The organism is Sporosarcina sp. GW1-11, from assembly GCF_033088395.1.
GTDB lineage: Bacteria > Bacillota > Bacilli > Bacillales_A > Planococcaceae > Sporosarcina.
The window spans coordinates 1-26162 of sequence record NZ_JAPMIW010000029.1 but is presented as its reverse complement, the minus strand read 5'-3'; the positions used below and the strand labels follow the sequence as shown (position 1 = coordinate 26162).

The 26162-nt window shown below is 39.6% G+C and carries 27 protein-coding genes and 1 pseudogene; 14 read left to right on the top strand and 14 right to left on the bottom strand.

Annotated elements, in window-relative coordinates; genetic code table 11:
* From ORD22_RS13965 to ORD22_RS13955, 3 genes and pseudogenes are all read right to left on the bottom strand, one after another.
* Positions 1-320 (bottom strand): annotated as a pseudogene (locus ORD22_RS13965) (carbonic anhydrase); the annotation flags it as partial.
* 106 nt (positions 321-426) lie between these two features.
* Positions 427-567 (bottom strand): hypothetical protein, encoded by a 141-nt coding sequence (locus tag ORD22_RS13960; protein ID WP_205407160.1) that lies wholly within the window; start codon positions 565-567, stop codon positions 427-429.
* Positions 568-673: 106 nt separating this feature from the next.
* Positions 674-1906, bottom strand: a complete 1233-nt coding sequence (locus ORD22_RS13955) for an aminopeptidase (RefSeq protein ID WP_317646729.1) — start codon at positions 1904-1906, stop codon at positions 674-676.
* 183 nt (positions 1907-2089) lie between these two features.
* On the opposite strand from ORD22_RS13955, the gene motA reads away from it, so the two are divergent.
* On the top strand, positions 2090-2899 hold the full coding sequence (gene motA / locus ORD22_RS13950; RefSeq protein ID WP_317646727.1) for a flagellar motor stator protein MotA: 810 nt from the start codon (positions 2090-2092) through the stop codon (positions 2897-2899).
* Positions 2883-3653 carry a flagellar motor protein MotB gene (motB, locus tag ORD22_RS13945; RefSeq protein WP_317646725.1) on the top strand — a complete coding sequence of 257 codons (771 nt, stop codon included), beginning with the start codon at positions 2883-2885 and terminating at the stop codon, positions 3651-3653. Before motA ends, motB begins: the two co-directional genes overlap by 17 nt.
* A gap of 36 nt (positions 3654-3689) precedes the next feature.
* Here motB and ORD22_RS13940 read toward each other — a convergent pair whose 3' ends face one another.
* Together ORD22_RS13940 and ORD22_RS13935 are read right to left on the bottom strand one after the other, a co-directional pair.
* Complete coding sequence (locus ORD22_RS13940) at positions 3690-3911, bottom strand: DUF1128 domain-containing protein (protein WP_317646723.1); 222 nt, start codon at positions 3909-3911, stop codon at positions 3690-3692.
* Between the two features lie 75 nt (positions 3912-3986).
* Positions 3987-5342 (bottom strand): alanine/glycine:cation symporter family protein, encoded by a 1356-nt coding sequence (locus ORD22_RS13935; RefSeq protein ID WP_317646722.1) that lies wholly within the window; start codon positions 5340-5342, stop codon positions 3987-3989.
* Between the two features lie 209 nt (positions 5343-5551).
* Between ORD22_RS13935 and ORD22_RS13930 the strand changes: the two genes are divergently transcribed.
* Complete coding sequence (locus tag ORD22_RS13930) at positions 5552-5992, top strand: YtxH domain-containing protein (protein ID WP_317646721.1); 441 nt, start codon at positions 5552-5554, stop codon at positions 5990-5992.
* 35 nt (positions 5993-6027) lie between these two features.
* Positions 6028-6975 (top strand): YihY/virulence factor BrkB family protein, encoded by a 948-nt coding sequence (locus ORD22_RS13925; protein ID WP_317646718.1) that lies wholly within the window; start codon positions 6028-6030, stop codon positions 6973-6975.
* A gap of 49 nt (positions 6976-7024) precedes the next feature.
* Here ORD22_RS13925 and ORD22_RS13920 read toward each other — a convergent pair whose 3' ends face one another.
* From ORD22_RS13920 to ORD22_RS13900, 5 genes are all read right to left on the bottom strand, one after another.
* Positions 7025-8920: a heavy metal translocating P-type ATPase gene (locus ORD22_RS13920; RefSeq protein ID WP_317646716.1), complete on the bottom strand. Its 1896-nt coding sequence runs from the start codon at positions 8918-8920 to the stop codon at positions 7025-7027.
* Positions 8921-9197: 277 nt separating this feature from the next.
* Complete coding sequence (locus ORD22_RS13915) at positions 9198-10730, bottom strand: fumarate hydratase (RefSeq protein WP_317646715.1); 1533 nt, start codon at positions 10728-10730, stop codon at positions 9198-9200.
* 23 nt (positions 10731-10753) lie between these two features.
* On the bottom strand, positions 10754-10945 hold the full coding sequence (locus ORD22_RS13910) for an SE1561 family protein (protein WP_317646714.1): 192 nt from the start codon (positions 10943-10945) through the stop codon (positions 10754-10756).
* 344 nt (positions 10946-11289) lie between these two features.
* Positions 11290-12090 carry a delta-lactam-biosynthetic de-N-acetylase gene (gene pdaA / locus ORD22_RS13905; RefSeq protein ID WP_317646713.1) on the bottom strand — a complete coding sequence of 267 codons (801 nt, stop codon included), beginning with the start codon at positions 12088-12090 and terminating at the stop codon, positions 11290-11292.
* 93 nt (positions 12091-12183) lie between these two features.
* On the bottom strand, positions 12184-13080 hold the full coding sequence (locus tag ORD22_RS13900; protein ID WP_317646712.1) for a TIGR01777 family oxidoreductase: 897 nt from the start codon (positions 13078-13080) through the stop codon (positions 12184-12186).
* Positions 13081-13172: 92 nt separating this feature from the next.
* Here ORD22_RS13900 and recX point away from each other — a divergent pair, with 92 nt between their 5' ends.
* Both recX and ORD22_RS13890 read left to right on the top strand, forming a co-directional pair.
* Positions 13173-13985 (top strand): recombination regulator RecX, encoded by an 813-nt coding sequence (gene recX / locus ORD22_RS13895; protein ID WP_317646711.1) that lies wholly within the window; start codon positions 13173-13175, stop codon positions 13983-13985.
* Positions 13975-14307, top strand: a complete 333-nt coding sequence (locus ORD22_RS13890; protein ID WP_317646710.1) for a YfhH family protein — start codon at positions 13975-13977, stop codon at positions 14305-14307. Before recX ends, ORD22_RS13890 begins: the two co-directional genes overlap by 11 nt.
* Before the next feature lie 303 nt (positions 14308-14610).
* Here ORD22_RS13890 and ORD22_RS13885 read toward each other — a convergent pair whose 3' ends face one another.
* Entirely contained in the window at positions 14611-15594 is a 984-nt protein-coding gene (locus ORD22_RS13885; RefSeq protein ID WP_317646708.1) for a metal-dependent hydrolase, read from the bottom strand.
* A 106-nt stretch (positions 15595-15700) separates the two neighbouring features.
* Here ORD22_RS13885 and mutY point away from each other — a divergent pair, with 106 nt between their 5' ends.
* From mutY to ORD22_RS13865, 4 genes are all read left to right on the top strand, one after another.
* Positions 15701-16747 (top strand): A/G-specific adenine glycosylase, encoded by a 1047-nt coding sequence (gene mutY, locus ORD22_RS13880; protein WP_317646707.1) that lies wholly within the window; start codon positions 15701-15703, stop codon positions 16745-16747.
* 72 nt (positions 16748-16819) lie between these two features.
* Positions 16820-17140, top strand: coding sequence for a gamma-type small acid-soluble spore protein (locus ORD22_RS13875; RefSeq protein ID WP_317646706.1), 321 nt, complete (start codon positions 16820-16822; stop codon positions 17138-17140).
* Positions 17141-17342: 202 nt separating this feature from the next.
* Complete coding sequence (gene ntdP / locus ORD22_RS13870) at positions 17343-17900, top strand: nucleoside tri-diphosphate phosphatase (RefSeq protein ID WP_317646705.1); 558 nt, start codon at positions 17343-17345, stop codon at positions 17898-17900.
* Between the two features lie 72 nt (positions 17901-17972).
* Positions 17973-19718 (top strand): ABC transporter ATP-binding protein, encoded by a 1746-nt coding sequence (locus tag ORD22_RS13865; protein ID WP_317646704.1) that lies wholly within the window; start codon positions 17973-17975, stop codon positions 19716-19718.
* 38 nt (positions 19719-19756) lie between these two features.
* On the opposite strand, the gene ORD22_RS13860 is transcribed toward ORD22_RS13865, so the two are convergent.
* Positions 19757-20836 (bottom strand): FUSC family protein, encoded by a 1080-nt coding sequence (locus ORD22_RS13860; protein WP_317646703.1) that lies wholly within the window; start codon positions 20834-20836, stop codon positions 19757-19759.
* A 61-nt stretch (positions 20837-20897) separates the two neighbouring features.
* Positions 20898-22199 (bottom strand): glutamate-1-semialdehyde 2,1-aminomutase, encoded by a 1302-nt coding sequence (locus ORD22_RS13855; protein WP_317646702.1) that lies wholly within the window; start codon positions 22197-22199, stop codon positions 20898-20900.
* Between the two features lie 172 nt (positions 22200-22371).
* On the opposite strand from ORD22_RS13855, the gene bcp reads away from it, so the two are divergent.
* The 3 genes from bcp (at position 22372) to perR (ending at position 24370) form a co-directional block, all read left to right on the top strand.
* Positions 22372-22845: a thioredoxin-dependent thiol peroxidase gene (bcp, locus tag ORD22_RS13850; RefSeq protein ID WP_317646701.1), complete on the top strand. Its 474-nt coding sequence runs from the start codon at positions 22372-22374 to the stop codon at positions 22843-22845.
* Positions 22846-22856: 11 nt separating this feature from the next.
* Entirely contained in the window at positions 22857-23801 is a 945-nt protein-coding gene (locus ORD22_RS13845) for an NAD(P)-dependent oxidoreductase (protein ID WP_317646700.1), read from the top strand.
* 122 nt (positions 23802-23923) lie between these two features.
* On the top strand, positions 23924-24370 hold the full coding sequence (gene perR / locus ORD22_RS13840; protein WP_317646699.1) for a peroxide-responsive transcriptional repressor PerR: 447 nt from the start codon (positions 23924-23926) through the stop codon (positions 24368-24370).
* Positions 24371-24422: 52 nt separating this feature from the next.
* On the opposite strand, the gene ORD22_RS13835 is transcribed toward perR, so the two are convergent.
* Positions 24423-24773: a YgzB family protein gene (locus tag ORD22_RS13835; RefSeq protein ID WP_317646698.1), complete on the bottom strand. Its 351-nt coding sequence runs from the start codon at positions 24771-24773 to the stop codon at positions 24423-24425.
* Between the two features lie 158 nt (positions 24774-24931).
* Here ORD22_RS13835 and ORD22_RS13830 point away from each other — a divergent pair, with 158 nt between their 5' ends.
* Positions 24932-25795 (top strand): nucleotidyltransferase-like protein, encoded by an 864-nt coding sequence (locus ORD22_RS13830; protein ID WP_317646742.1) that lies wholly within the window; start codon positions 24932-24934, stop codon positions 25793-25795.
* Positions 25796-26162 lie beyond the last annotated feature (367 nt).

Genomic DNA, 26162 nt, shown 5'->3' with positions numbered 1-26162 from the left:
GAAGTATCAATCGATCCCATACCACAGTCATGATGCCCTACTACATATACTTCATCTGCTTGCAGTTCATAAACCGCGACCAAAACGCTTCGCATAAGACCGCCGAATGGGTGTGTGATAATAGCACCAGCACTTTTGATGATTTTTGCATCGCCATTTTTTAAGTTCATAGCTTTCGGAAGTAATTCGATGAGTCTTGTGTCCATGCAAGTTAGTATGACAATCCGCTTATTTGGGAACTTAGTTGTGACGAACTCTTCGTATTTTTTATCTTCAACAAACGATTCATTGAAAATCATAATTTCGGATAATGATGTCATGTAATAATCCTCCAGGACCTATTTTATATTAAAAGAAAAGAGTCGCCTATAGGGCAACTCTAGTTTAATTAGAAAACCCAAATCCGATGATCGGAACATAAGCAGATTAGTTTCTGCTTTCAGGTTTTGGATCGATAATAACAGAGTCAGATGAATCCAGTGCGCCAGCTAAAAAGTGCATTGTAAACCAAGATGCTAGTCCAAGAACGACCATGTAACCGATAACTGTAGTGTACATTAAGCCCATTTATAAGCCCCTCTTTCCATTAGTGATATGTTCTCGTATTTATTATACACGATTTACAACTGAATTTTAAGAGCAACTAAAAACTTTGAATGAAAAGTGACGGATTTTAGAATGCCCAGTTACCTTTTCGGAAAATAGGTTCTGATGTGCCGTCTGATAAGATTCCGTCAATATCCATGGTGTTTGAGCCAATCATGAAGTCCACATGTGTTAAGCTTTGATTTAAACCATTTTCCAGTAACTGCTCTGAATTCATTTCTTTACCACCATCTAGACAGAACGCATAAGCGCTACCAATTGCTAAATGGTTTGAGGCGTTTTCGTCAAATAATGTATTGTAGAACAAAATATTCGAATTAGAAATGGGTGAATCATGAGGAACTAGTGCCACTTCACCTAAATATTTGGCACCTTCATCTGTCTCAAGCAGTTGCTTTAAAATCGCTTCGCCTTGTTCAGCAGAAGCATCTACAATTGCTCCATCTTTGAACGTGAGTTTGAAGCGATCGATAATTGTACCTGCATAGCTTAACGGTTTTGTACTTGATACATAGCCATTGACACCATTTTTTAAAGGAGCGGTGAATACTTCTTCCGTAGGCATATTAGCCATAAATTCGTGACCTGCTTGGTTGACGCTGCCTGCTCCGCACCATAAGTGCTTTTCTGGTAATTCTATTGTTAAATCGGTACCTGGAGCTGTATAATGGAGTTTCAGATAATGTTTTCCATTTAAATAATCTACTTTTTCATGTAGGTTTTCATCGTGTCGTAACCAAGCATCGACGGGATTCGGTTGATCTGCCCGTACCGCTTTTAAAATCGCATCCCATAGCGCAGGTACTTGTTTCTCTTTAGGTTGATCTGGGAAGACTTTTGCAGCCCAAGCACTAGATGCCGCAGCTAGTACAGTCCAGCTGATTTTATCGGCTTGCATAGCTTGACGGAATTTGCTGAGCGCTGCGCTAGAAGCTTTTTGATTGTCCCGAATACGGTTTGGATCAATGCCGTTCAACAAGTCGGGATCTTGAGAAACGATTGACATGAAAGCGGCCCCTTTTTCAGCAAGTTCTTCACGTTCCATCTTTTTCCATGAAGGGAACTCAGTAAATGAATTCTCTGGTGCTTTTTCGTAACGTAGGCGAGTCACTACATCATCTACCCAATCCACAAATACTTGGCGCGCCCCTGCTTCGTAAGCTTTTTCGACAATTAGACGTACAAATTGTGGTACCTCGGTAGAAGCGCTAATAAATAAGTATTGGTCTGGCTGAATGTTGACTCCTACCTTAACTGCTAATTCAGCATAATTGGAAAGTTGATTTTGAAAATGATCCATTATGACATCTCCTTTTACATAGTATGTCAATAGTAACAAGTGTACATTATAGTTCGCAACGATAAAGTATATGGAATACATAAAACTATATAAAATATCAATGAATTGTCGCATGTTTTATCTAAAGAAGTGCGATCAATGACCGAAGTAATAAGAAGAATGTTGAACTTGGAGGATTTTAATATGGATTTATCCACAATAGTAGGATTAGTACTAGGTTTTGTGGCGTTGCTCGTTGGGATGACGCTTAAAGGTGTAACTCCTGATGCGTTGTTGAACCCTGCAGCCATCCTCATTATCATTGCTGGAACGATTGCGGCCGTTATTATCGCATTCCCGATGAATGAGTTAAAAAAGGTACCTAAGTTATTCAAAATCATTTTCACTCAGCAAAATTTCACTTCCGATGCGGATCTTATTCGTTTATTTTCTTCTTGGGCGGACATAGCGAGACGTGAAGGCCTATTGGCATTAGAGGCGAAAACTGACGAAATTGATGATCCATTTTTAAAAAATGGACTAGGTTTGGCTATTGACGGACAAAACGCTGATTATATTCGTGATGTACTAAGTGAAGAAGTAGAAGCAATGCAAGAACGGCATTCTGTCGGTGCGCTGATATTTACCCAAGCGGGAACGTACGCGCCAACACTTGGAGTTTTGGGGGCTGTTGTCGGATTGATTGCTGCCCTAAAAGACATGAACAATATTGATGCACTTGGTCACGCTATTTCGGCAGCATTTATCGCTACGTTATTGGGGATTTTCACAGGGTACGTTTTGTGGCATCCATTTGCCAATAAGCTTGTGCGGAAATCAAAAGAGGAAGTTAGGCAGAGAAACATGGTTATTGAAGGAATTCTTTCCGTGTTGGAAGGAGAAGCACCGCGTGTAATTGAACAGAAACTAGCATCTTATCTATCTGTAGAAGACCGTAAGAAGTTAGCTATAGACAGTGGTGAAGGAGCTGGTAAGGTTGGCCAAGAAACGTAAGAAAAAGAAACATGAAATCGAACATATTAATGAATCCTGGTTACTGCCATATGCCGACTTATTGACACTATTACTTGCATTGTTCATCGTACTTTTTGCCTCGAGTTCAGTGGATGAAGGGCGTTTTGCACAAATGTCTCAAGTGTTTAATGAAATATTTGAAAGTGGCGGGAGCGGCATTATGAATGAATCTGCTCCAACGACAACACCCGTTCCAAATGATTCAAAAGGGAAGTTGGAGGAAAACTCATCTTATCTTGAAGATCAGAAGTCGTTGGAGGAAATGCAGGATAATTTAGATGAATATATTGCAGTGAATGAATTAGAGAATCAATTTGAAACTGAATTGACAGTTGAGGGATTACTGTTGACGATACGCGACAGTGTACTGTTCGCATCTGGTGAGGCAACCATTGCGCCCCAATACATAGGGTTAGCAAATGATATTTCACGGTTGCTGACTTTAGATAAGCCCCGACAAGTTATCATTACAGGGCATACAGACAATATACCAATCAATAATGCTCAGTTTTCTTCAAACTGGGAGTTGAGTGTTATGCGGGCGGTAGAGTTTTTGAAAATTATTGTAGAAAATAACGAAGTCAATCCCAATTTATTCAGTGCGAAAGGTTATGGAGAGTACAAGCCGATCGTACCAAATGACACGTTGGAAAACCGTGGTAAAAATCGAAGAGTAGAAGTGCTTATTCAACCACTAGTTATGGAAGATGGTACAGCTATCATTCCACAATAAACTAAATAAAAAAGACTCCCGCTGTGGGAGTCTTTTTTATTTGCGCATAGAACCAAGTTCTGCCGCAATAGCTTGCATTTCATTCGGTGTGATATTATCACGCTTCATGACCATTTCATACATATAGCGTAAGTCTTCGTACTGCTCTGTACTAAAGTTTTCTGAACGCATTGCGTCAACATTCACCATGCGAAGTTTTTCTTTAATTTTTTCAATCATATATGAAATATTCTCAGGTGATTGTATAGATAAATCCATGCGAGTACCGCCTTTCTATCCTATCAAATCCATCATTTCATGAAAGTGATACGCTGTCAACTGAACTGTCAACAATTACTTGTTTTGCTCTTGTCGTTCTTCGTCTATTTTCTTTTTAAAACGTCTTGTTTCCATTACGACGATACCTGATAGACCAAGAAGACCAATCAAGTTCGGAATTGCCATTAGACCATTTAATACGTCCGCTAAGATCCATACTAGGTCTAGTGATGACGTAGCGCCCACATAAATGAATGCTACAAAAATTACTCGATAGATTAATACAGCTGCACGATTAGGTATTAAATACTGGAAGCATTTTTCGCCGTAATAACTCCAACCTAAAATAGTCGATGCTGCAAAGAATACAAGACCAATGGAAACTAGAATTGGCCCGACTCCTCCTAAGAATGAACCGAATGCTTCTGCTGTTAAAGCGCCTGCATCGATAGATTTATCTTGCCATTTATTACTCATAACAATCGTTACACCTGTAATTGAACAGATGATCAACGTATCAAATAAAACTTGTGTCATAGATACAAGAGCTTGACGTCCAGGATAGTCCGTCTTTGCGGCTGCAGCTGCAATTGGAGCTGAACCTAGACCGGCTTCATTGGAGAATAGTCCTCTTGCTACACCGAATCGAATTACAGCCCCAATTGCACCACCTGCAACTGCTTGCCCCGTGAATGCATCAGAGAAAATCAGTGCGAATGCTGCGGGTACTTGTTCAAAATTCAAGACCATGACAATTGCGCCGGCGATGAAATAAAATAATGCCATAATAGGTACGAAAAATGCAGTCACGCGGCCGATTGATTTAATGCCGCCAAGAATAACTAGTGCGCCAAATAGTAAGAGAGCAATACCTGTAATGTAGTGGGGTACTTTGAATGTATTGCTCATTACGTCTGCTACCGCTTTAGCCTGTGTTCCGTTACCGATACCGAAAGCGGCTAGCGCTCCAAAGAGAGCAAATAATACGCCGAGCCATTTCTGTTTTAAACCATGTTCTAAATAGTACATCGGACCGCCAGCCATTAAGCCCTTGGAATCCTTCACACGATATTTTACCGCGAGAATGGCTTCGCTATATTTGGTTGCCATCCCGAAAAATCCAGCTAGCCACATCCAGAAAATGGCTCCTGGACCTCCGGCGACTACTGCGGATGCTACCCCAACAATATTACCAACCCCAACAGTAGCCGCCATTGCTGTCATAAGTGCCTGGAACTGTGTGATGTCCCCGTCAGCTCGTTTGTCGTGCTTTCTTGAAAATACTTGTTTTAATGAATAAGGTAATAATCGCAATTGAATAAATGTTAAACGAAACGTTAGAAAAATTCCGGTACCGATTAATAAAATAAGCAGCGGTGGACCCCAAATGATATTCGAAGCACTGGTTAAAAACTTTGTGATTATTTCCATTTAATCCCTCCAATTTCTTGAAATGTACTAGTTAAATTTTATGATCATCTCCTTTTAGAAGAAATATTTACTTATGTTATTCTTAATAATCTAAAAGATAGAACGCTACGTCAAGCTTTTTTAAAAATAAAGTATCACATTCATTGTTTGGTAACTTGTAGTATGGGTATAATGAAGTGAAAGGTTAACGTTAAGAGGAGGCGAATTTCATGGGTTCTAATAAGTTGGGAACATTTATTGTAGGTGGCGCGTTACTTGGTGCGGCTGTTAGTATGTTAGACCGCAATACAAGACAGCAAACGGTCACATTGGTGCGAACTTCATTTGAAAAAGCGATGTATTACAAAGAAAATCCTGATGTTATGAAAAATCAATTGCAAGAAAAGAAAGATCAAATGCAAACGTTATTCGAGCAAGTAAAAGGTGATGTAGAATACGTTAAATCCCAAGTGGACGAAATTAAGACATTGACTCCACAAGTAAAAGAGATGTTTGCAGATACAAAAGAAGCGTTCACAGATTCTAAATCGGAATATGCACAAATCATAGAGGACGATTCCACAGCGGCATCTACTGCTACTGTAACTAAGGATGAGTCATTACCCCCAATGGTTCAAAAAAAAAACGTAATACCGCTAGAGAATCAATAAGTATTCATTCGATTAACGAAAGGGGAACACATGAAATGAAAGATCATGAACGTACCCCTTCTTCCGAATTGGATGATGCATCTGCAACAGATAAGGTGAAGAAATTCATTAAAGATGTAAAAGATGGGGAAGAGGAAGATTTCAATCCGGCTACAACGAGTGGTTTCTTTAAGCAGTTAATTATCCGTGTGAAAGAATTGGATGTTTCTGCTGCCGGCTCACAGTTAGCCTTTTTTTTCTTATTGTCATTATTTCCACTATTAATCTTCCTTTTTACATTGTTACCATACTTAAATTTAGATCAAAGCCAGATTTTCATGTTTATTCGTGAGTACGCACCAGAAAGCACCGCGGCGTTGATAGAAACTACATTGTCTGAAGTCCTAGATAATAGAAGTGGTGGCTTATTATCTGTCGGTATTCTTGCTACCATTTGGTCCGCTTCAAAAGGTATGAGTGCAGTGTCGAAAGGTTTGAATTCAGCGTATGAAGTGGAAGAAGAGCGAAACTTTTTTATTTCAAAAGGCTTGTCTATCGCATTTACGATTATGTTAATTGCTACTGTCATTATTGCTTTGGTTTTACCGATATTTGGAGAACCTATAGGTAGATTCTTATTTTCCTTTATGGGATTGGAAGATTCGTTCTTGACGATCTGGACTGCTATTCGATTTGCCATACCGCCCGTATTGATTTTTGCTGTATTTTCATTATTATATTGGCTCGTACCGGATGTTAAGCTACAGTTTAAGAGTGTGATTCCAGGGTCCGTTTTTGCTACAATTGGATGGATTATTACATCATTAGCTTTCTCTTTCTACATTAGTAACTTCGGTAGCTACGCCAATACATATGGTAGTATCGCAGGTATTATTATCCTAATAATGTGGCTCTATCTGTCAGCTATAATTCTAATACTCGGTGGTACTATCAATGCAGTAATGAAGGAGCGATATGAAAAAAAGAAACAAGTAACATCATGAAAACAGGCAAGAGAGTAAATGCTTCCTCTCTTGCCTGTTTTTTTGTCTTTTACTCTATTTTATTGAGCATCCGCAAGCCATTGAGGATGACGAGTATCGTACTCCCTTCGTGTCCGATTACACCTAGGGGTAGATCGACTACTTGCATGAAGTTAGAGATGATCAAAACAGCTATAGAGAAGAATACGTTCTGTTTGACAATTCGTTGCATTTTTCTTGAAAGTTTGATCGCATATGACAATCGATTCAAATCATTCTGCATGAGTACGACGTCAGCAGTCTCCAGAGCGACGTCCGTGCCTTCACCCATTGCAATGCCTGAGGTAGCGGTTGCGAGTGCAGGAGCGTCGTTAATGCCGTCTCCTACCATGCCTACCGTGCGATATTTATCAAGCAATTTCTTCAACTCAATAACTTTCTCTTCAGGTAAGCATTCGGCTACATAAGAATCTACGCCAACCTCTTCTGCGATCGCGTGTGCAGTTTTTTCGTTATCTCCTGTAAGCATAACTGTACGGATACCAAGCGCTTGCAATGCTTTAATAGAAGATACTGCTTCTTTTCGTAAAGTATCTTTCAATGCGGCTAATGCTACAATGCCTTTGTCATCTCTCATAAAAATAACGGTTTTACCTTCATTAGCGAGCGTAGTAGCAATATTATGTTCGAAGTCTTCTACTAAATCGACTCCGACGAATTTAGGATTACCAATTCGAATATCGCCCATTGCTGTTTCTGCTTTAATACCGTAGCCTGGTACATCTTCGATATGAAGATTACGTTCAGGTGTAACTTGTTGCTCCTCCGCATATCTAATGATGGCTTTAGCTAATGGATGATTGGACATTGCCTCAACCCCTGCAAACAAAGCAAGTGCTTCTTTAGGATTAGTTCCTTCACGAACGATGAAGTCCATTACAATCGGCTTACCATTCGTTAACGTTCCCGTTTTATCAAAAGCAAAAGCATTCAATGCACTCAAATGCTCCAAGTGAACGCCACCTTTAAATAAAACGCCTCTTTTCGCACCGTTAGACACAGCCGCCAATGTCGCTGGCATAATAGCAGCCATCAATGCACAAGGAGATGCAACGACTAACAACACAATCGCCCGGTAAAATGTTGTCGTCCAATCCCAGTTGAATAAGAAGTGGGGGAGGAACATCATGATGACAACAGCCGCTAAGACGATTTTTACATAAGTTCCTTCAAAACGTTCGATAAATTGTTGTGAAGGAGATTTTTCACTTTGTGCATTTTGAACCATCGCAATTATTTTTTGGAATAGTGTCTCAGAGCTTGGTTTCGTCATCGTCATCCGAATAGCACCACTAAGGTTTACTGTACCTGCGAATAACTCATCATTTTCTTGTTTTGTAACCGGTATGGACTCTCCATTAATTGCGGACATATCAATGGACGTGATGCCACTTAACACTTTCCCATCCACTGGAACGCGTTCGCCCGGTTTTACGAGCAGAACATCACCGATAGATAAAGAAGTGATCGATACTTCTTCTTCACTACCGTCATCTTTTATCAACCAAGCGACTTCAGGCTGCAATTCCATCAATGAAGAAATTTCTTTATGGCTTTTATTTAGTGTATACGTTTCTAGTGCACCGCTAATTGCGAAAATAAATATTAAAATAGCACCTTCTGCCCAGTAGCCAATAATTCCAGAGCCGATCGCCGCAAAAATCATTAGCATTTCCACATTCAGCTCTTTGTTTTTAATCGTCTCTTCAATACCTTCTTTAGCTTTGGCGTACCCACCAATTAAAAAAGCTATAATATACAAGGTTACTGAGATAGTCTCTGTGCCACTTTTACTAATTAGCCAAGCCGCTAAAATTAAAACTCCAGATAATATGGCTGCTAGTAACTCAAAACGAGCAGACCAATCAATCTCTTGCGGGGTGTGTTCTTTGATATGAGTTGTCATTTGCTCTCCTCCTAATTGATAATGAATTTCAATTTCAAATGTCTAATTAAAGCAGTAAAGTCGATTCTACAGTAGTAGAATCGACTTTTTGGTTGTTTAAAGAGAATTATTATGAAGTTATAATAGTTATTATCTATAGTATAGCAGTTGTTGTGAATTAGTGTTACAAAAACGATTCAGTTTTTGTAAATATATCGCTAACAATAAAAAAAGACTGTCAGGGGACTCTATATGTTAGAGTTTCCTGACAGTCATAACTAGCCAAAGACTTGAGAGATTAGTTGAATACTTTTTCTTTGTATTGAGAAAGTTTTTCGAGTGAAGATTTATCGATATCGGCATGTAGACTATTACCATGTGAGTCCATTGTGACGACAGCTGTAAAGTCTTCAACGCGTAAATGCCATAGAGCTTCTGGGATACCGAACTCTAGTAAATCTACGCCTTCTACTTCTTTAATACAGTCTGCGTAGTATTGTGCCGCTCCGCCGATTGCGTTTAAGTATACGCCGCCATGCTCTTGAAGTGCCGCTAATGTTTTTGGTCCCATGCCACCTTTACCGACAACTGCACGAATTCCGAACTTCTTCATGATATCGCCTTGATACGGCTCTTCACGAATAGACGTCGTTGGGCCTGCAGCTTTAATTTCATACTTTCCTTCTTCGTTTTTCAATACAACAGGTCCACAGTGGTAGATCACTTGGCCATCCAAATCTACAGGTGCGTCATTCTCCGATAAATGCTTATGGATTGCATCGCGTCCTGTATACATACGACCAGAGATTTTCACAACATCTCCTACGCGTAAGTTACGAATTTCTTCCTCTGAAATAGGTGCTTGTAATTCTACAACACGTGCAGTTGATTTTGTTTCTTCTGCGGGTTGTTCAAATGCAATTTTTTCACCTTCATTATAATGCCAATCCGTGATTTCTCCAGATTCAACATTAATGTTCACTGCCATACGACGGTATGCCCAGCAATTATACGCTACAGATACATAGAAACTTGCTGGAATTCGGTGCATCACGCCGATTTTACATCCAAGCAACGTTGCCTCGCCGCCGAAGCCCATTGTACCAATTCCAAGCGTGTTTGCCTTTTCAAGTATATAATCTTCTAATTGAGCAAGTTTTGCATTCGGGTTAACGTCTGTAACATCACGGAATAGTTGATCTTTCGCCAAGTCATATCCAGAAGAACGGTCTCCACCGATTCCTACACCGATAAATCCAGCAGAACAACCTTGTCCTTGTGCTTGATAAACGGAATGTAAGATACACTTACGGATTCCATCTAAATCACGTCCTGCACGTCCAAGACCTTCAAGTTCAGTAGGTAGGCTATACTGGATGTTTTTGTTTTCACATCCGCCCCCTTTAAGAATTAACTTCGCTTCAATATAATCTTCTTCCCATTGTTCGAACTTCACAACAGGTAGGCCAACACCTAAGTTATTTCCACTATTATCACCAGTTAATGAATCAACTGCGTTTGGACGAAGCTTACCGTGTTTAGTAGCAAGTTCTATTGCATTGAGGATAGCCGCTTTGATCTCTAATTGGTTAACTCCAATGGGTGTTTTAATCTTGAACGTAGGGAGTCCAGTATCTTGGCAAATAGGAGATAGCTTATCGTCTGCCATATTGATATTTTTTGCAATTGTGTCAAGGCTCATTGCTGAACTTGTACCTTTGTTTTCTTTTTCTTTCGCTGCAAGGATTGCACGGCGAACATCCTTAGGTAAGTTTGTGGATGTTTCGCAAATTAGGTCATACATACTTTTTTCAATTGACTCTATGTACATATCAAATCCCCCGTTAAACTATATTATTTTTTATAACTTTCCATCTGTTCTTCTAACTCATCTAATAATGTAATTAGACGATCGATATCTTGGATGTCCGTCTTTTCCGGTTCTACTGCTTCTAAAGTTTCAATGAATTGATTGAAGCGATTTTTCAGTTCGATGACTTGGTCTTTATTATGTGATGTGTCCATACGTCCACCTCTTTCCATCATTGATATCGTATACGAAAACGCTACTTTTTTCAATCTGATTTTTTAGGATCGACTAAAGAGGAGCTACTTATTATATAGAAAGGAAAAGATTATTTTATTTTTTTGAACAAAACACTTTACAAATAACTGAATAGTTGTTATAGTTAGAATAATCAAAAGAAAAGGAGGTCGTAGTTATTAAGACGAATCGAATCCTAGACACATAACAACGAAGGAGGGGATCCGTACAGTCCGATAGCAGTATATATATTGGATAACTACGAATGAAAAATGCAAATTGAAGACGAATCAAATAATTAGAGACCTTATCTGTTGGTAAGTTACATACAGATAAGGTCTCTTATTTATTGGATATTCGACTGTTTGTTATCGTATTCATCTACTAATTGATCAAGTGTGTGAAATTTATAACCTTGTTTTTTAGCTTCGCGAATAAAATCTGGCAAAGCTTCGGCATTATCAGAAGATACAGTATGCATCAGAATAACGGCACCAGGATGCAGTTGATTCATCAATTCATTATAGGCATACGCTTTTCCTTTTGGTTGATCTCGATGCCAATCGATGAAAGCGATAGACCAGAAGATATGTCTATACCCAAGATCATTTCCTACTTGTAACAACTTCGCATTAAATACTCCTTCCGGTGGTCGTGCATAAATCGTACGTTTTTGACCAGTCGTTGCACGCAGTATGTCATCTAATCTTTCCCATTCATCCTTCATTTGTTTTTCAGATAAATTGGCCATATTCGGGTGATCATATGAATGGTTCCCAATACCATGTCCATCTTTCACCATGCGTTTTACTAAATCACTGGCGCTTTTTACATAATGGCCCGTTAAGAAGAACGTGGCGGGTGCTTTCTCTTTTTTTAGCGTATCTAAAATGCTTTCTGTATAGCCATTTTCATAGCCATTATCAAATGTTAAATACACCACTTTCTTATCGTCCCGTCCTTTATAGATCGCACCATACTCATCAAGTAGCTGATCTAGCTGAGCGCCTGCAGAAGGAGGTACGCCGTCAGTCGCTTTTTTGAAGCCCCAATGAAACGCCTCTGCTTGTACAGCAAATGGATTGACGATAACTCCCACTATGACTAGAAAAATCGCCATGAAAATTCCTGCTATATGTGTAGCCATACAACATCACTCCTTTTTACAGAGTATGTGTAGTTGAACTTTTTCTATGTAAATAAGCTTACAGAGGAGTGAATATCGCTGTAAGCTTATCCGTTACAATAAATTTTTTAACGCGGATTCAAGCGAAGGATAGCTGAATGTGAAGCCGTTTTCAAGTAGCTTCTTAGGAAATACATGTTGACCTTTTAGCACAATAATACTCTTTTCACCTAAAGCTAATTCCATTGCGAAACTAGGGACAGGGAACCAATGCGGTCTGTGCAATACTTTAGCAATCGTCTTCCCGAAAGCATTCATATGCATCGGACTAGGTGCTACTACATTGACTGGTCCTTCAATCGAATCGTTTTCCAATGAAAACAGAATAGCATTTGCGACATCTTCCACGTGAACCCACGAAAACCATTGATTGCCGGAACCAATCTTTCCACCAGCAAATAATTTATAGGGTAATTGGATAAGCGGAAGTGCTCCTCCATCTTTACCAAGGACAATCCCGAATCGAGTGAATACAGTACGCACGTCAAAGTCGGATGCTGTTTGTGCTAGATGCTCCCAATCATAAACCGTTTGTGCAAGAAAATCATTCCCTACTGCTTTTGATTCTTCTGTATATTTCGCAGTTAACGATGGTGGATAAATACCGATCGCGCTTGCATTTACTAATACACTCGGTTTCTTAGGGAGTGACTTAATAATACGTAAAATCTCAGTTGTAGCTGTTATCCGACTTTCGTGAATCTGTTTTTTTCGTTCTTCCGTCCAGCGACCATCGTCTATCGATACACCAGCCAAATTCACAATCGCATCTATTTCTCCAATTTCATTTTCAGGTGCCGCGTGATCAGTCAACCACTGAACATATTGCACCCCATTATGTTTAGAAGATGGTTTGCGTGTGAAGATGATGACGTCATGTCCTTGTTTCTGCAATGTCTTTGTTAATATACTGCCGATGAAACCAGTACCTCCCGTAATCACCACTCTCATAGTGATTCCCCTCCATTCTCTCTAAATTAATACACTATTGCTGACCACCACCGAAAGAAACGGTATACTAGAACAAAGTAGGTGATGAAGAAGTGCCGCTTATTACTAAAATATCACAACAAAAAAGAGATAAAGAACGTTATAACATTTTTGTAGATGGACAATATGCTTTTAGCGTCCATGAATCCGTCCTTGTGAAATTTGAACTCACAAAAGGAATGTCTTTAGACGATTGGTCAGCTGATGAAATTGTCTACGCAGATCAAATTGAAAAAGCGTTTAATCGCGCATTACACTTTTTATCTTTCCGTATGCGAAGCGAGATGGAAGTCAAAAAGAAGCTCCTTGAAAAAGACTATGGCGAAGCAGTTGTCTTAGAAGCAATCGTTAAATTAAAACGACTAGGTTTCCTGGATGATGAAGCCTTTTCTGAAGCGCTCGTACGTACGGAAAAGAACAGCTCATTAAAAGGACCGCGGGCAATTGCACAATCTCTCTATAAGAAAGGTATACCCAAAGAACTTCAAACTCAAGCATTGGAGGAATATACAATGGAAAATCAGATGGAAAACGCAATGAAGCTTGCTGAGAAAACAATTCGCTCAAACAGCTCTCAACCTCCAGCGCAAGTAAAGCAGAAAATCCAAAACACATTAGCTAGAAAAGGTTTCTCCTATCAACAAATTTCAGAAGTGCTCGGTAAAGTAACGATTGAACGTGATGAGGAAGAATGGTCAGACATTACGGAGAAGTTTGGAGAAAAGGCATGGAGACGTTATCAAAGCAAATACTCGGGGGCCGACCTTAGACAGCGTGTAAAACAATCAATGTATCAAAAAGGAATCCCGCTTGACCAAATTGATCAATTTATTGAAAAGAAAAGGAATGAAGAAGATGGCTACTGAAAAACATTATAGTGAAATGAATGAAAATGAATTACGCACCGAAATAGGTTTGCTTATGGAAAAGGCACGAAAAGCGGAACAGATGGGGATGCTTAGTGAATATGCAGTACATCAGCGTAAAGCGGTTCTCGTGCAATCATACTTAGTCGATCCAGCAACGATAGTGCCGGGTGAAATTTATCGTATTGAAGGCGACACAGGAGTGTTCTTCCAAGTCGATTATTTAAAAGGTTTATTCGCATGGGGCCATCGCCTAGGCGGAGAAAAAGCAGTCGAAGCCTTGCCATTAGCAATGTTGAAAGATGTTAAAAGCGGGAAGTAAGTAAAAGAGTGGAAAAGTGGAAAGAATTCCGTTACACTGCGCTTCACTTCACTAGTTCCCAGTCCTGAAGTCAGGGAGTGGAATATCCAGCTTTTGACGTTATATTTTCATTTGAACTTAAAAAAGGTAGCGTGCAGACACCAAGTCACTTGATAACTACGATAAAGTCTATCAGTGCTTGTAACCTACATATAGGATTGGAGCGTCCCCTCCTGAAGCGCAAATCCCGAATTGCTCACTGAGTTTATTTTCTCGTATCAACAAACCAAAAAGAACGCTCGTGCAACTACGCACGAACGTTCTTTAATTATTTGGAATGAACTTAAGTTTTTTACGAAGTTTATCTTCTGAGAAAATCCAGCCTGTATAGGAATTGACTACTTCTAACTCTTCATTGACATGCGCGACTGCAACAAATGGGTAATAACCTTTACTTCTGTAACGTAAATCGATCAATCGGACTTCGTATAAATCTTCCACATGTGTGATTGACCAGCGATACAAAGGAGAGAAAGAAACGAAGGCTTTTAAGTTTGGATCTTTTAATGCCGCTTCTACTTGTGGTGACATCGGCATAACCTCACGTTCGAAGCGATCATAAATAGTAATCGAACGCCCATAGGCCCGTCCTACATAATGATCTGTTTCAGTCGTTGCTGCTATACGCCATTGGAAAAAATTCATAGTCGGTGCGATGAAAATATCTGTAGCGCCAGGCAACGTCTTTTTCACGGCGTTCTTCACCGCGGCTTTGACAGCGAAACGCAGTAAGTAATAGAAGAACAGAACGATGTATAATGTTGACATCGTTGCAACAGGTTCTGTACCGAAAAACCATGCCAAAATAGCGATGACGTGGAGTCCGAAAATAATAGGGTCAAATGTGTTGATGACTCCAATCGCAACCCATTTTTGCGAAAATGGACGGAGTGCTTGCGTACCATATGAATTAAATATATCTACAAAAACATGTATGAACACTGCTAGAAATGTCCATGCCCAAACATGAAGAAACACGGATTCAGGAACAATAAAAGTCAACATAATTGATAACACCAATGGCCATAACATGACAGCCGGAACGGAATGTGTAATACCTCTGTGATTGCGCAAATAGACGGCATTATTGCGTAATTTAAGCACAGTATCAATATCAGGGATTAAAGAACCAACCATAATACCCGCAAAAACTGCACCCATTGTGAATGAATCAGATGCTACAACTGGATCTGCAAGAGCTAATCCGCTGATTGCTACACCCATAGCAATATGTGTGCCTGTATCCAAAGAATCACTCCTTTATCGAAAGAGTCGGTAATTGTCGAACACTATACTAATTATATACCCATTTGTGTGAGAACTAAAAGTATTTGAACGGAGAATCAAGATTACTATGCATATAATTGAACAGAAACAGGCTTTCCAACAGGCTTTATTGACTTGGTATGAAGCTGAAAAAAGAGATTTACCTTGGAGAAGAACAAATAATCCTTACTATATTTGGATCTCCGAAGTGATGTTGCAGCAAACACGTGTGGACACAGTCATCCCTTACTACGAGCGATTTATAAAAAAGTTTCCAACGATGGAAGATTTGTCGAATGCCGAGGAAGAAGAGATTCTGAAAATGTGGGAAGGTCTTGGCTATTATTCGCGGGTCCGTAATCTACAATCCGGCGTCCGGGAAGTTGTCGAAAGTTATGGTGGAACTGTGCCTAATAATCGAAAAGAGATTTCAACGTTAAAAGGTGTAGGGCCTTATACAGCAGGTGCCATTTTGAGTATTGCCTATGGCGTGCCAGAGCATGCAGTTGATGGTAATGTCATGCGAGTGCTCTCAAGAATTTTGTTAATTGAAGAAGATATCGCATTATTACGCAATAAAAAGATATTCGAACAAGCGGTAATGGAACTTATTTCAGAAGAGGATCCATCATCCTTCAATCAAGCGTTGATGGAACTAGGAGCTACCATTTGTACACCTAACCCTCGTTGTTTATTATGTCCCGTTCGCGACTTTTGTATCGCGCATGAAGAAGGTAAACAGCAGCAACTGCCGATTAAAATTAAAAAGCAAAAGATGAAACACATCTCGCTCGCTTCATTTGCGATTCAAAATGAAGAAGGAAACTGGTTAATGCAAAAAAGACCTAGCACAGGCTTACTTGCTGGATTATGGGAGTTTCCAATGGTTGAACTAAAGGAGTTACATGCAATAGAAGCATTTGAACAGGAAAGCGATTTGCAATTGAAAAACGTAACGGAGTTGGCGAGATTCCCTCATGTGTTTTCACATGTTACGTGGGATATCCATGCCTATCGTGCGCAACTTAGTGACATAGATACGCATGATTCGTTACAGTTCTTTACGAAAGAACAAATAAAGGAATTGCCAAAATCTAAACCCGTATTGAAAATGATCGATCATATCGATTGGTAAAAAATTCATAATATCTATCTGAATAAATGTAGGTCAGATGGACATCATGATGGGTACGGAGGTGAATAATCCATGCCCAAGCAACCAAAACAAAATGCTCAATACGATGCATCTCAAACAGATGCTAAAAAAGTACGTCAGCAGAATGCGCAATCTGCCATGCAGCAATCAATGAATGAGGAGTTCGCTTCCGAGACGGATGTTAATCAAGTTCGTCAGCAAAACGCACAGTCTGCTATGAATATGCAGTCTGCCTCTGCGCAGTCTTCTATGAATGAAGAATATGCATCTGAAACAGATGTAAACGAAGTGAAAAGGCAAATTCAACAAGCCGAAGCGAAAAAGAAAAACGCTTCGAGTACAAGTATGAACCAAAATAAAGGTTCATACTAAGTAAGAGTACTCCCAAAACCGGTAGAAATGGCTAACATAAGCCATTTCTACCGGTTTTATTATGGAATAAAATGTCCAGGAGTCCTGAGAAATTCATGTAAATACAAAATAGATGGTTGAAACGTTTTAAATTTTGGAACGCAGTTGGTATAATGAACAGATAGTAAGAGTAGTGGTATAAGGCTCAAAGGTGGTATAGAAAATGGCAATTCCTAAAGAAGGAGAATCGATTCAGATCCACAGCTACAAACATAACGGCAAGATTCACCGCGTCTGGCAAGAGACGCTCGTACTGAAAGGAACCCGCAATATCATCATCGGAGGCAATGAACGCACACTCGTGACTGAATCAGACGGACGTACATGGCTAACACGCGAGCCATCTATCTGTTATTTTCACGCGGAGAACTGGTTCAATATCATCTGTATGCTACGCGAAGATGGTGTCTATTATTATGTCAATATGAGTTCGCCATTTGTATACGATGAAAAGTCATTAAAGTATATCGATTATGACTTAGATGTAAAAGTCTTCCCGGATATGAGCTACTTAATATTAGACGAAGATGAATATGCGGATCATAAAAGTCAAATGAATTATCCTGAGGTGATTGACCAGATCTTACAAGACAATTTAAAGAAGTTGTTGGGCTGGATAAAACAAAGGAAAGGACCGTTTGCACCTGACTTTATCGATGTATGGACATCTAGGTACGAGTTCTATAAGCAACTTCAGGACGAAAAAAATGGAAAACGTTAGACCTGCTTGCATTCGTGCGAGTCAGGTTTTTTTACTGAATGCATTGTTTGGGGAATTCATAGGAGGAATAGTATGGGGGAAAGTATTAAACGGTATCTTCAATTCGTAAAACCGTATAACTGGCAAATCATCTTTACTGTTCTGATTGGAGTAGTGAAATTTGCTATTCCGTTATTTTTACCGTTATTGATTAAGATTGTAATTGACGACATTATCGGTTCACCGACTATGTCCGATTCAGATAAAACGAAGTACTTATTTTATTGGTTAGGCGGGACGATTGTTGTATTCTTCTTGATACGTCCACCCGTTGAGTATTATCGCCAATATTACGCACAGTATGTTAGTAATAAAATTTTGTTTGATATACGTCAGTCGCTTTATAGCCATTTGCAGAAGCTAGGCTTACGCTTTTATTCCAATACACGCGCTGGTGAAGTGATATCTCGAGTCATCAATGACGTAGAGCAAACGAAAAACTTCGTGATGATTGGGCTTATGAATGTTTGGCTGGATATAGCAACGATCATCATTGCGATTGCGATTATGCTAACGCTTGATGTGCAGCTGACACTCGTAACATTAATCGCTTTTCCATTTTACGCATTCAGTGTTAAACATTTCTTCGGGAAGTTACGTAAATTGACGAGAAAAAGATCCCAAGCACTTGCAGATGTTCAAAGTTATTTGCATGAACGTGTGGCGGGAGTCAGTATTATTAAAAGCTTTGCGATTGAGGAAAAAGAACAAGAACGCTTTGATGAAGTGAATAATAATTTCTTAGATCGTGCGCTTGACCATACCCGTTGGAACGCAAAAGCATTCGCTGTTGTGAATACGATTACCGATGTCGCTCCGTTACTTGTTATCGGTTATGCGGGCTATCAAGTAGTCAACGGCTCGTTATCTGTAGGAACGATGGTTGCGTTTATCGCATTCATTGAACGCTTGTATTCACCATTGCGTCGATTAGTCAATTCTTCAACATCATTGACGCAGTCGTTCGCTTCAATGGATCGGGTGTTGGATTTGATGAATGAGAAATATGATGTAGTGGATAAGGAAAACGCTAAGCAACTTCCACCAATCGATGGTGAAATCCAATTCGACCAGGTGAGCTTTGCTTATGAGGAAGAAGAAGTGTTGAAAAATATTAGCTTAACCATTCGTCCTGGGGAAACCGTAGCGCTTGTTGGAATGAGTGGAGGCGGTAAGTCGACAATAATCAGTTTGATTCCTCGTTTCTATGATGTTACTGCAGGAGCAATTCGAGTAGATGGACAGGATATCCGAGATATACAAGTGAAGTCGTTGCGTGATCAGATTGGCATGGTACTGCAAGATTCCATTTTATTTAGCGACTCGGTAAAAAGTAATATTTTGATTGGTAAGCCTGATGCAACTGATGAGGAAGTTATTGCGGCAGCTAAAGCAGCGAATGCGCACGATTTCATTGAGACGCTGTCTGAAGGTTATGATACGCGAGTCGGGGAGCGGGGCGTGAAGTTATCAGGTGGGCAAAAGCAACGTATTGCGATTGCACGTGTATTTTTGAAGAACCCAGCCCTGTTAATTTTGGATGAAGCGACTTCCTCACTTGATTTGGAAAGTGAAGCACTTATTCAAGAGTCGCTTGATCGTTTAGCGAATGAACGTACGACGTTGATTGTTGCGCATCGACTTTCCACAATTACTCACGCAGATTGCATTTATGTAATTGATCATGGAGAACTGAAAGAATCGGGTACGCATCAAGAATTGATAAGAAAAGACGGTATATATGCCGGGCTATTCAATCGTCAAGAACTAGGCGGATAATAAAAAGTGGCGATGGACTTTTATCCATCGCCACTTTTTTAAAAGAATTCATCTTCTAACGCATTGTCCTCATCTTCGAATCGGGATTGATAAGAAATAATGAGCGTATCTAAATGTTCCAGTTGTTCTTCGTAGTTTAGAATAGAAGAAAGGACGTGAAGTAAATGGTAGGCTGAAAATTCCTCTTCCTCTTTTGTTAAGGCGATTTCCTTTGCGAAAATCTCCATCACTTCTTGTCGTTGAATAAATTCACTTTGCAGTCCATTTTCATCGTGATCAGCTTTTAACTTTCCGACGAATTTTAAATGCAATTGCTCATGATAAACGAGTAACGCCTCTAGACGCTCTTGAATCATCATACGGAAGTGTTCCGGCAGATTAATGAGTTCATTTTCAAATTGATGTAGTCTTTTCAATACATCGTAACTACTACGAGTAGTTGTGATCATTTGTCGATACACAACGAGCCGTCTTGCTTTAGTAGCAGAAATTTTTTTAATATAACTACGTTCTTCTTTAAATAATAAGTATAGTTGATCAATTTGTGTAAGTCGTTCTTTTACTTTGCTTAAAGATTTTTTCGTAGCAGAGTGCTCAGAAGCTTGACGACCAGCTAGACGCGTCCAACGAATGATTTCGTCTTGTGCTTGATGAATCGCTTGAAATAGTTTTGTTTCGTATTTTGGTGGCATGAATACTAAATTTACTAGGAAAGCTGCTAGTACACCGACAAGGATCGTGGCGACACGCAGTAAAGCAAAGGTTAAGAAGTCATCGCCTTTTACTTCCATTACAGCAATCATCGTTACAAGTGCCAGTGAAATAGACTTCTCAAGGCCGAGTTTCAACATGATAATCATGACGATGACTGCAGCTAATCCAACAATAACTAATTGCGGACCAAAAATTAGCGTAAAGACAACTGCTACTACGGCACCGATTAAGTTACCTTGTAGTTGTTCGACTATTGTTAAATAGGATCTGTAAATAGTTGGCTGGATTGCAAAAATAGCTGCGATTCCTGCAAATACTGCGGTAGGTAACTCAAGTAAATTTGCAAGAAACAGTGCAAATACAATCGCAATACCCGTCTTTAAGACGCGGGCACCAAGTTTCATTGGGTAATTCCTTTCCTTAAAAATCTCTTTTTTGCTACTTTACAATATTGTTGTAAGGGGGTCAATCTACGTTTTGCGCTAATACTTTAAAGGAACGATCTACAGCTTCTAAAGTTTCTTCGATATCTTTATCTGTATGTGCAGTAGTTAAGAACCAAGCTTCATACTTAGAAGGTGCAAGATTAATACCGTTTTTCAACATTTCTTTAAAGAAACGTGCAAACAGTTCGCCGTCTGTCGCTTCCGCTTGTAAATAATTTTCTACAGTGACATCAGTGAAGAATAACGTCAACGCACCGCCTAAACGATTGATCGTCATGTCAATGCCGTGTTTCTTTGCTAGCTGTAAAATGCCATCCTCCAATAAACTACCGAGGCGAGCCATTTCATCGTAAACACCTGGCTCTTGTAAGACTTCTAAGCAAGCAATCCCGGCTATCATAGATGCTGGATTTCCTGCCATTGTCCCCGCTTGATACGCAGGACCAAGTGGTGCTACTTGTGACATAATCTCTTTTTTGCCACCATACGCACCGATAGGCAAACCGCCACCAATGATCTTACCGAAAGCAGTGAGGTCTGGTTGAAGTCCAAGCAATGTCTGCGCAGCACCATAATGGAAGCGGAATGCGGTAATTACTTCATCATATACAGTGAGTACACCCTTTGCTCCCGCCAACTCATGAACTAGTTCTAAAAAGCCTTCGTTAGGCTCTACGATTCCGAAGTTCCCAACGATTGGTTCGATTAGAATACAAGCTAGTTCGTCACCCCATTTGTCCATCGCTACTTTATAGCTCTCCGGATCATTGAAAGGAATTGTAATGACTTCATTTGCGATTGAAGACGGAACACCTGCTGAGTCTGGAGTTCCGAGTTGCGCAGGACCTGAACCAGCTGCGACTAATACTAAATCGGAGTGTCCGTGGTAACAACCTGCAAATTTCATAATCTTTGTACGGCCAGTATATGCTCTTGCAACGCGGATTGTCGTCATAACGGCTTCCGTTCCCGAGTTCACGAAACGTACTTTATCCATTCCGGGAATAGCGTCCTTCAACATTTTCGCGAACTGGACTTCGTGACGCGTAGGTGTTCCGTATAAAACCCCGTTTTCTGCTGCTGTCGTGATAGCTTTTGTAATATGGGGATGTGCGTGACCTGTAATAATCGGACCATACGCTCCTAAGTAGTCAATATAGCGATTACCATCCACATCATAAAAATAAGCACCTCGTGCACGTTCCATAACAGTAGGTGCTCCACCGCCAACCGCTTTGTAGCTGCGTGCAGGACTGTTAACTCCACCTACGATATGTTCACATGCTTCTGCGTAGATTGCTTCTGAATTTTTTCGGTTCATTTGTAATTCCTCCAAATCAATTATACGCTTTTCATTTTAGCACTAATTCGTAGCAAGTCTCCACCTTCAGCGTCATGATGCGGCAAATTGAAAAATTCAATAATTTCAGCTACGATAAGAAAGGAGTCAATCGAAAGATATAACAAGTTGAAAATATATAGGGGGTTTTATAATGGAGACGTTAGAAGGTCTACAAGCACCATTGTTCACTTTAAATAACGAGAAAGGTGAAGTTGTTTCATTAGAACAGTTTAAAGGAGAAAAGTATGTAGTGTTGTACTTTTATCCGAAAGACTCAACACCAGGATGTACGACAGAGGCTTGTGATTTCCGTGATGCAATGAAAGATTTTGAAGAATTAGACGCGGTAATTTTAGGAGTCAGTCCCGATCATGAAGCATCGCATCAGAAATTCATAGAAAAGCATGGATTGCCATTTTCGCTACTAGTCGATGAAGACCATGCGGTAGCTGAGCAATATGGTGTATGGAAGTTGAAGAAAAACTTTGGTAAAGAGTATATGGGCATTGAACGATCAACGTTTTTAATTGATCCGAGAGGTATAGTTGTAAAGGAGTGGCGGAAAGTTCGTGTAAAAGGCCATGTGGAAAACGCGCTTATGACACTTCGAGAATTAACTAAATAGGGGGAGCGGCTATGAAGGTATTATTTACGTTTAGAGTGAAAACGTCATTCAGAGAAAAAATTACTGAGCAGTATCCACATGTTGAATTTATGTATACGACTTCTATTGAAGAAGTTTCATTGGAAGATGTAGATGTGATTGCGACAGAAGGGGAGGATTTGACACCAGAAATAATAGCGCGTGCGAATGCATTAAAATGGGTCATGTTGGCGGCGGTAGGTGTGGATACACTTCCGTTAGAAGCTTTGCAAGAAAAAGGCGTAATCGTCACGAATTCTCGTGGTGTTCATAAAATGCCGTTGGCGGAATCAGTACTTGCCCATTTACTATCGCTTGAGCGGGGATTACCTGGTATTTATCAAAGACAGGTAGAAAAGCGCTGGAAATTAGATGCAATACCTGGTGAAGTGAACGGATCCACGGCATTAGTCGTCGGTACAGGCGAGATTGGTGGTGAAATCGGCAGACTTTTACAAGCTTTTAATGTACATACAATTGGTTGTAATCGCTCAGGACGTAAATGTGCGTCAATGAATGAAACGATATCTTTCCCTGAAATTATGGGGAAATTGCCTGAAGTGGATTACGTGATATCTGTTTTGCCGAGCACGCCTGATACAAGATGGATTTATCAACCCGAGCACTTTGAGGCGATGAAAAATTCAGCTATCTTTATCAATGTTGGGAGAGGAGATGCAGTTAAAGAGCAAATCATCATTGATGCATTGCAAAACAACGAAATCCGTCATGCGGTGCTAGATGTGTTTGAGACGGAACCTTTAGCTGACTCTAGCCTACTTTGGGAACTCCCGAACTGTACGGTATCGCCGCATATGTCCAGTTTATCTGACCAATATATTAAGCGTTCTCTCGGTATAATGGAAACGAACTTGGCAAAATGGCTTGCGGGAGACAAAGAACTTGTGAACAAAGTCGATTTATCTAAAGGTTACTAATCATTTTACAATTATGAAGTATGTTGATCATTAGCAGAAAAGTTGACAATGCACCTCTTAATTGAGTACACTAATTATAATGATTATAAAGAAGTAATCTTTATGAAGTGAGGTGCATTACGATGTCTGGAGTATTTTTGAAAGACGCGCTTGTAACGTTAAAAGAAAGTGGTGTGCGGATTACTCCACAGCGACATGCGATTCTGGAGTATTTAATCACTTCTCAATCCCATCCGACAGCTGATGAAATCTATAAAGCACTTGAAGCCGATTTTCCTAACATGAGTGTAGCGACAGTCTATAATAATTTACGTGTGTTTCAAAATGCGGGACTTGTAAAAGAGTTGACGTACGGCGATGCATCGAGTCGTTTTGATTTCGTGACTCATGATCACTACCATATTATTTGTGATGATTGTGGAAAGATTGTAGATTTTCATCATCCTGGTTTAGAAGAAGTGGAACGTCTAGCAGCGCATGTAACTGGTTTTAAAGTGAATTCACATCGATTAGAAGTGTATGGTACGTGCCCAGTTTGTGCGGCAAATCAAAAAACAAAAGTACAATAAAAAAGAGTGTAGCCCTTGAGGGTTACACTCTTTTTTATTTAGCTGATTCTTGTTATGATTTTTTGTTTTTATTGTAGGCAACGTCGAATTCTTTACCTTCCAATTCTGGATCTAACGTCAACGGTTCACGGCAATGTCCACACATATCTACTCGTCCAAGCATTTTCGTGTGCTTTCCACAGTTTGGACATTTAATTCGTACGGCTCGTGTAGATAATGTACCGATCCAAGCGTAAACAACCGTACTTCCTATAATTGCTATCATGCCTAGGAACATGAAAATCAACATCACGATTTCATTGGAACGGAAGAAGATTCCGATGTACATAATGACAACCCCGATGAAAATGAGAGACAGGGCGAATGAACGAATGCGATTTATTTTATTTTTATAAGGTTTCATCTATTATATCCTCCTATGCACTATCCTCAACTAATATATCATATTATGAAAAAAATGCAGTACAATCTCCCTTTAAATTAAAGGATTTTATGTGAAATTCGTCGAAATAGAGTATTCGAGGCGTTAAGAATAGACTGGGAGGCGAGAAAGTGGAACAAATGCTACGGCCGGTATACCAGGAAAGAGCTAGTTTGTCAGAGACACTTAGTGTACTTCTAATCGGAAACCAAAGAGAAGACGATCCGATTACCGATACATTCGATGAAATTTTATTGATCATTACTTCAAATAATGATGTACGTATTCAAACAAAACACTATTCAGATGGCCAACGAAAAGCAGCTATGCATATCATTAGTGAGCAGCAATTACTACATTGGTTGCTAGTTGGAACAAATAAGAAAATTATTGATTGGTTAATTTTAGGGAAGATCTATTTTGACCGTGATGAGTATGCAGAGCGACTGAAGCAAAGGTTATCTGAAGAACCATTATTCGGCAAGGGTATTAAAATGGGTATGGAATTAGCTAAAATGATTCGCGCTTATAATGAAGGGAAAATTCACTTTGAAAGAAAACAGTATATGGATTCCAATCTATATGCAATTACTTCACTACATCATCTAGCAAGGATGGTCGCTATTAAACACAATACATTGCCTGAAAACACCGTATGGTCCCAAATGAAAAAGATAGATCATGCCGTTTATAAATTATATGATGAATTGATTGGCAGTGAAGAGGAGCTTGAGAAGCGATTAGATTTGGTTTTCCTTGCAAGTGAATTTTTCATTCATAATTATACGAACGAAGCTTCTGAACATTTGCTTGAAATTTTAAGTCGAAAAAGTTCTTGGACTATTCAAGAGTTGCATGAACAAGACGAATTGTCTTTGTATTCATCTGACTTAGAGTTTTTTATTGAGTACTTAATTGATAAAAGACTGATTGAGACTACTAATGTAAAATCTAAGAATGAGTTTCTGTTTCATAGAGAATACCGCATAGCAAGGGAGTATTAGAAGATGTAGAGCGGTTCTTCTGAACGCTCTATAATTTTATTAAGAAAGTTGTTGACATATTAAATAGGCGCATGCTATTATAGTAAATGTCGCTTGGGAGATATGTTCTCAACACAAAGCGTACATCACTCCGAAAAAAGAATTTTTAAAAAGTGCTTGACGAGTGAGAGAGAAAGATGCTATATTAGAGAAGTCGCTTTTACAAGAAGCGCAAAACACGAACCTTGAAAACTGAACAGCAAAACGTTAACGAAATAAACGTTTGTGCATCGACTCTGTCGGTGACATAAACAAAATGAGTATCTTAATTGATGCCAGCAAATGAAACTCGAGCTAATCGAATTTTCATTCTACTGACTGGCGAGAC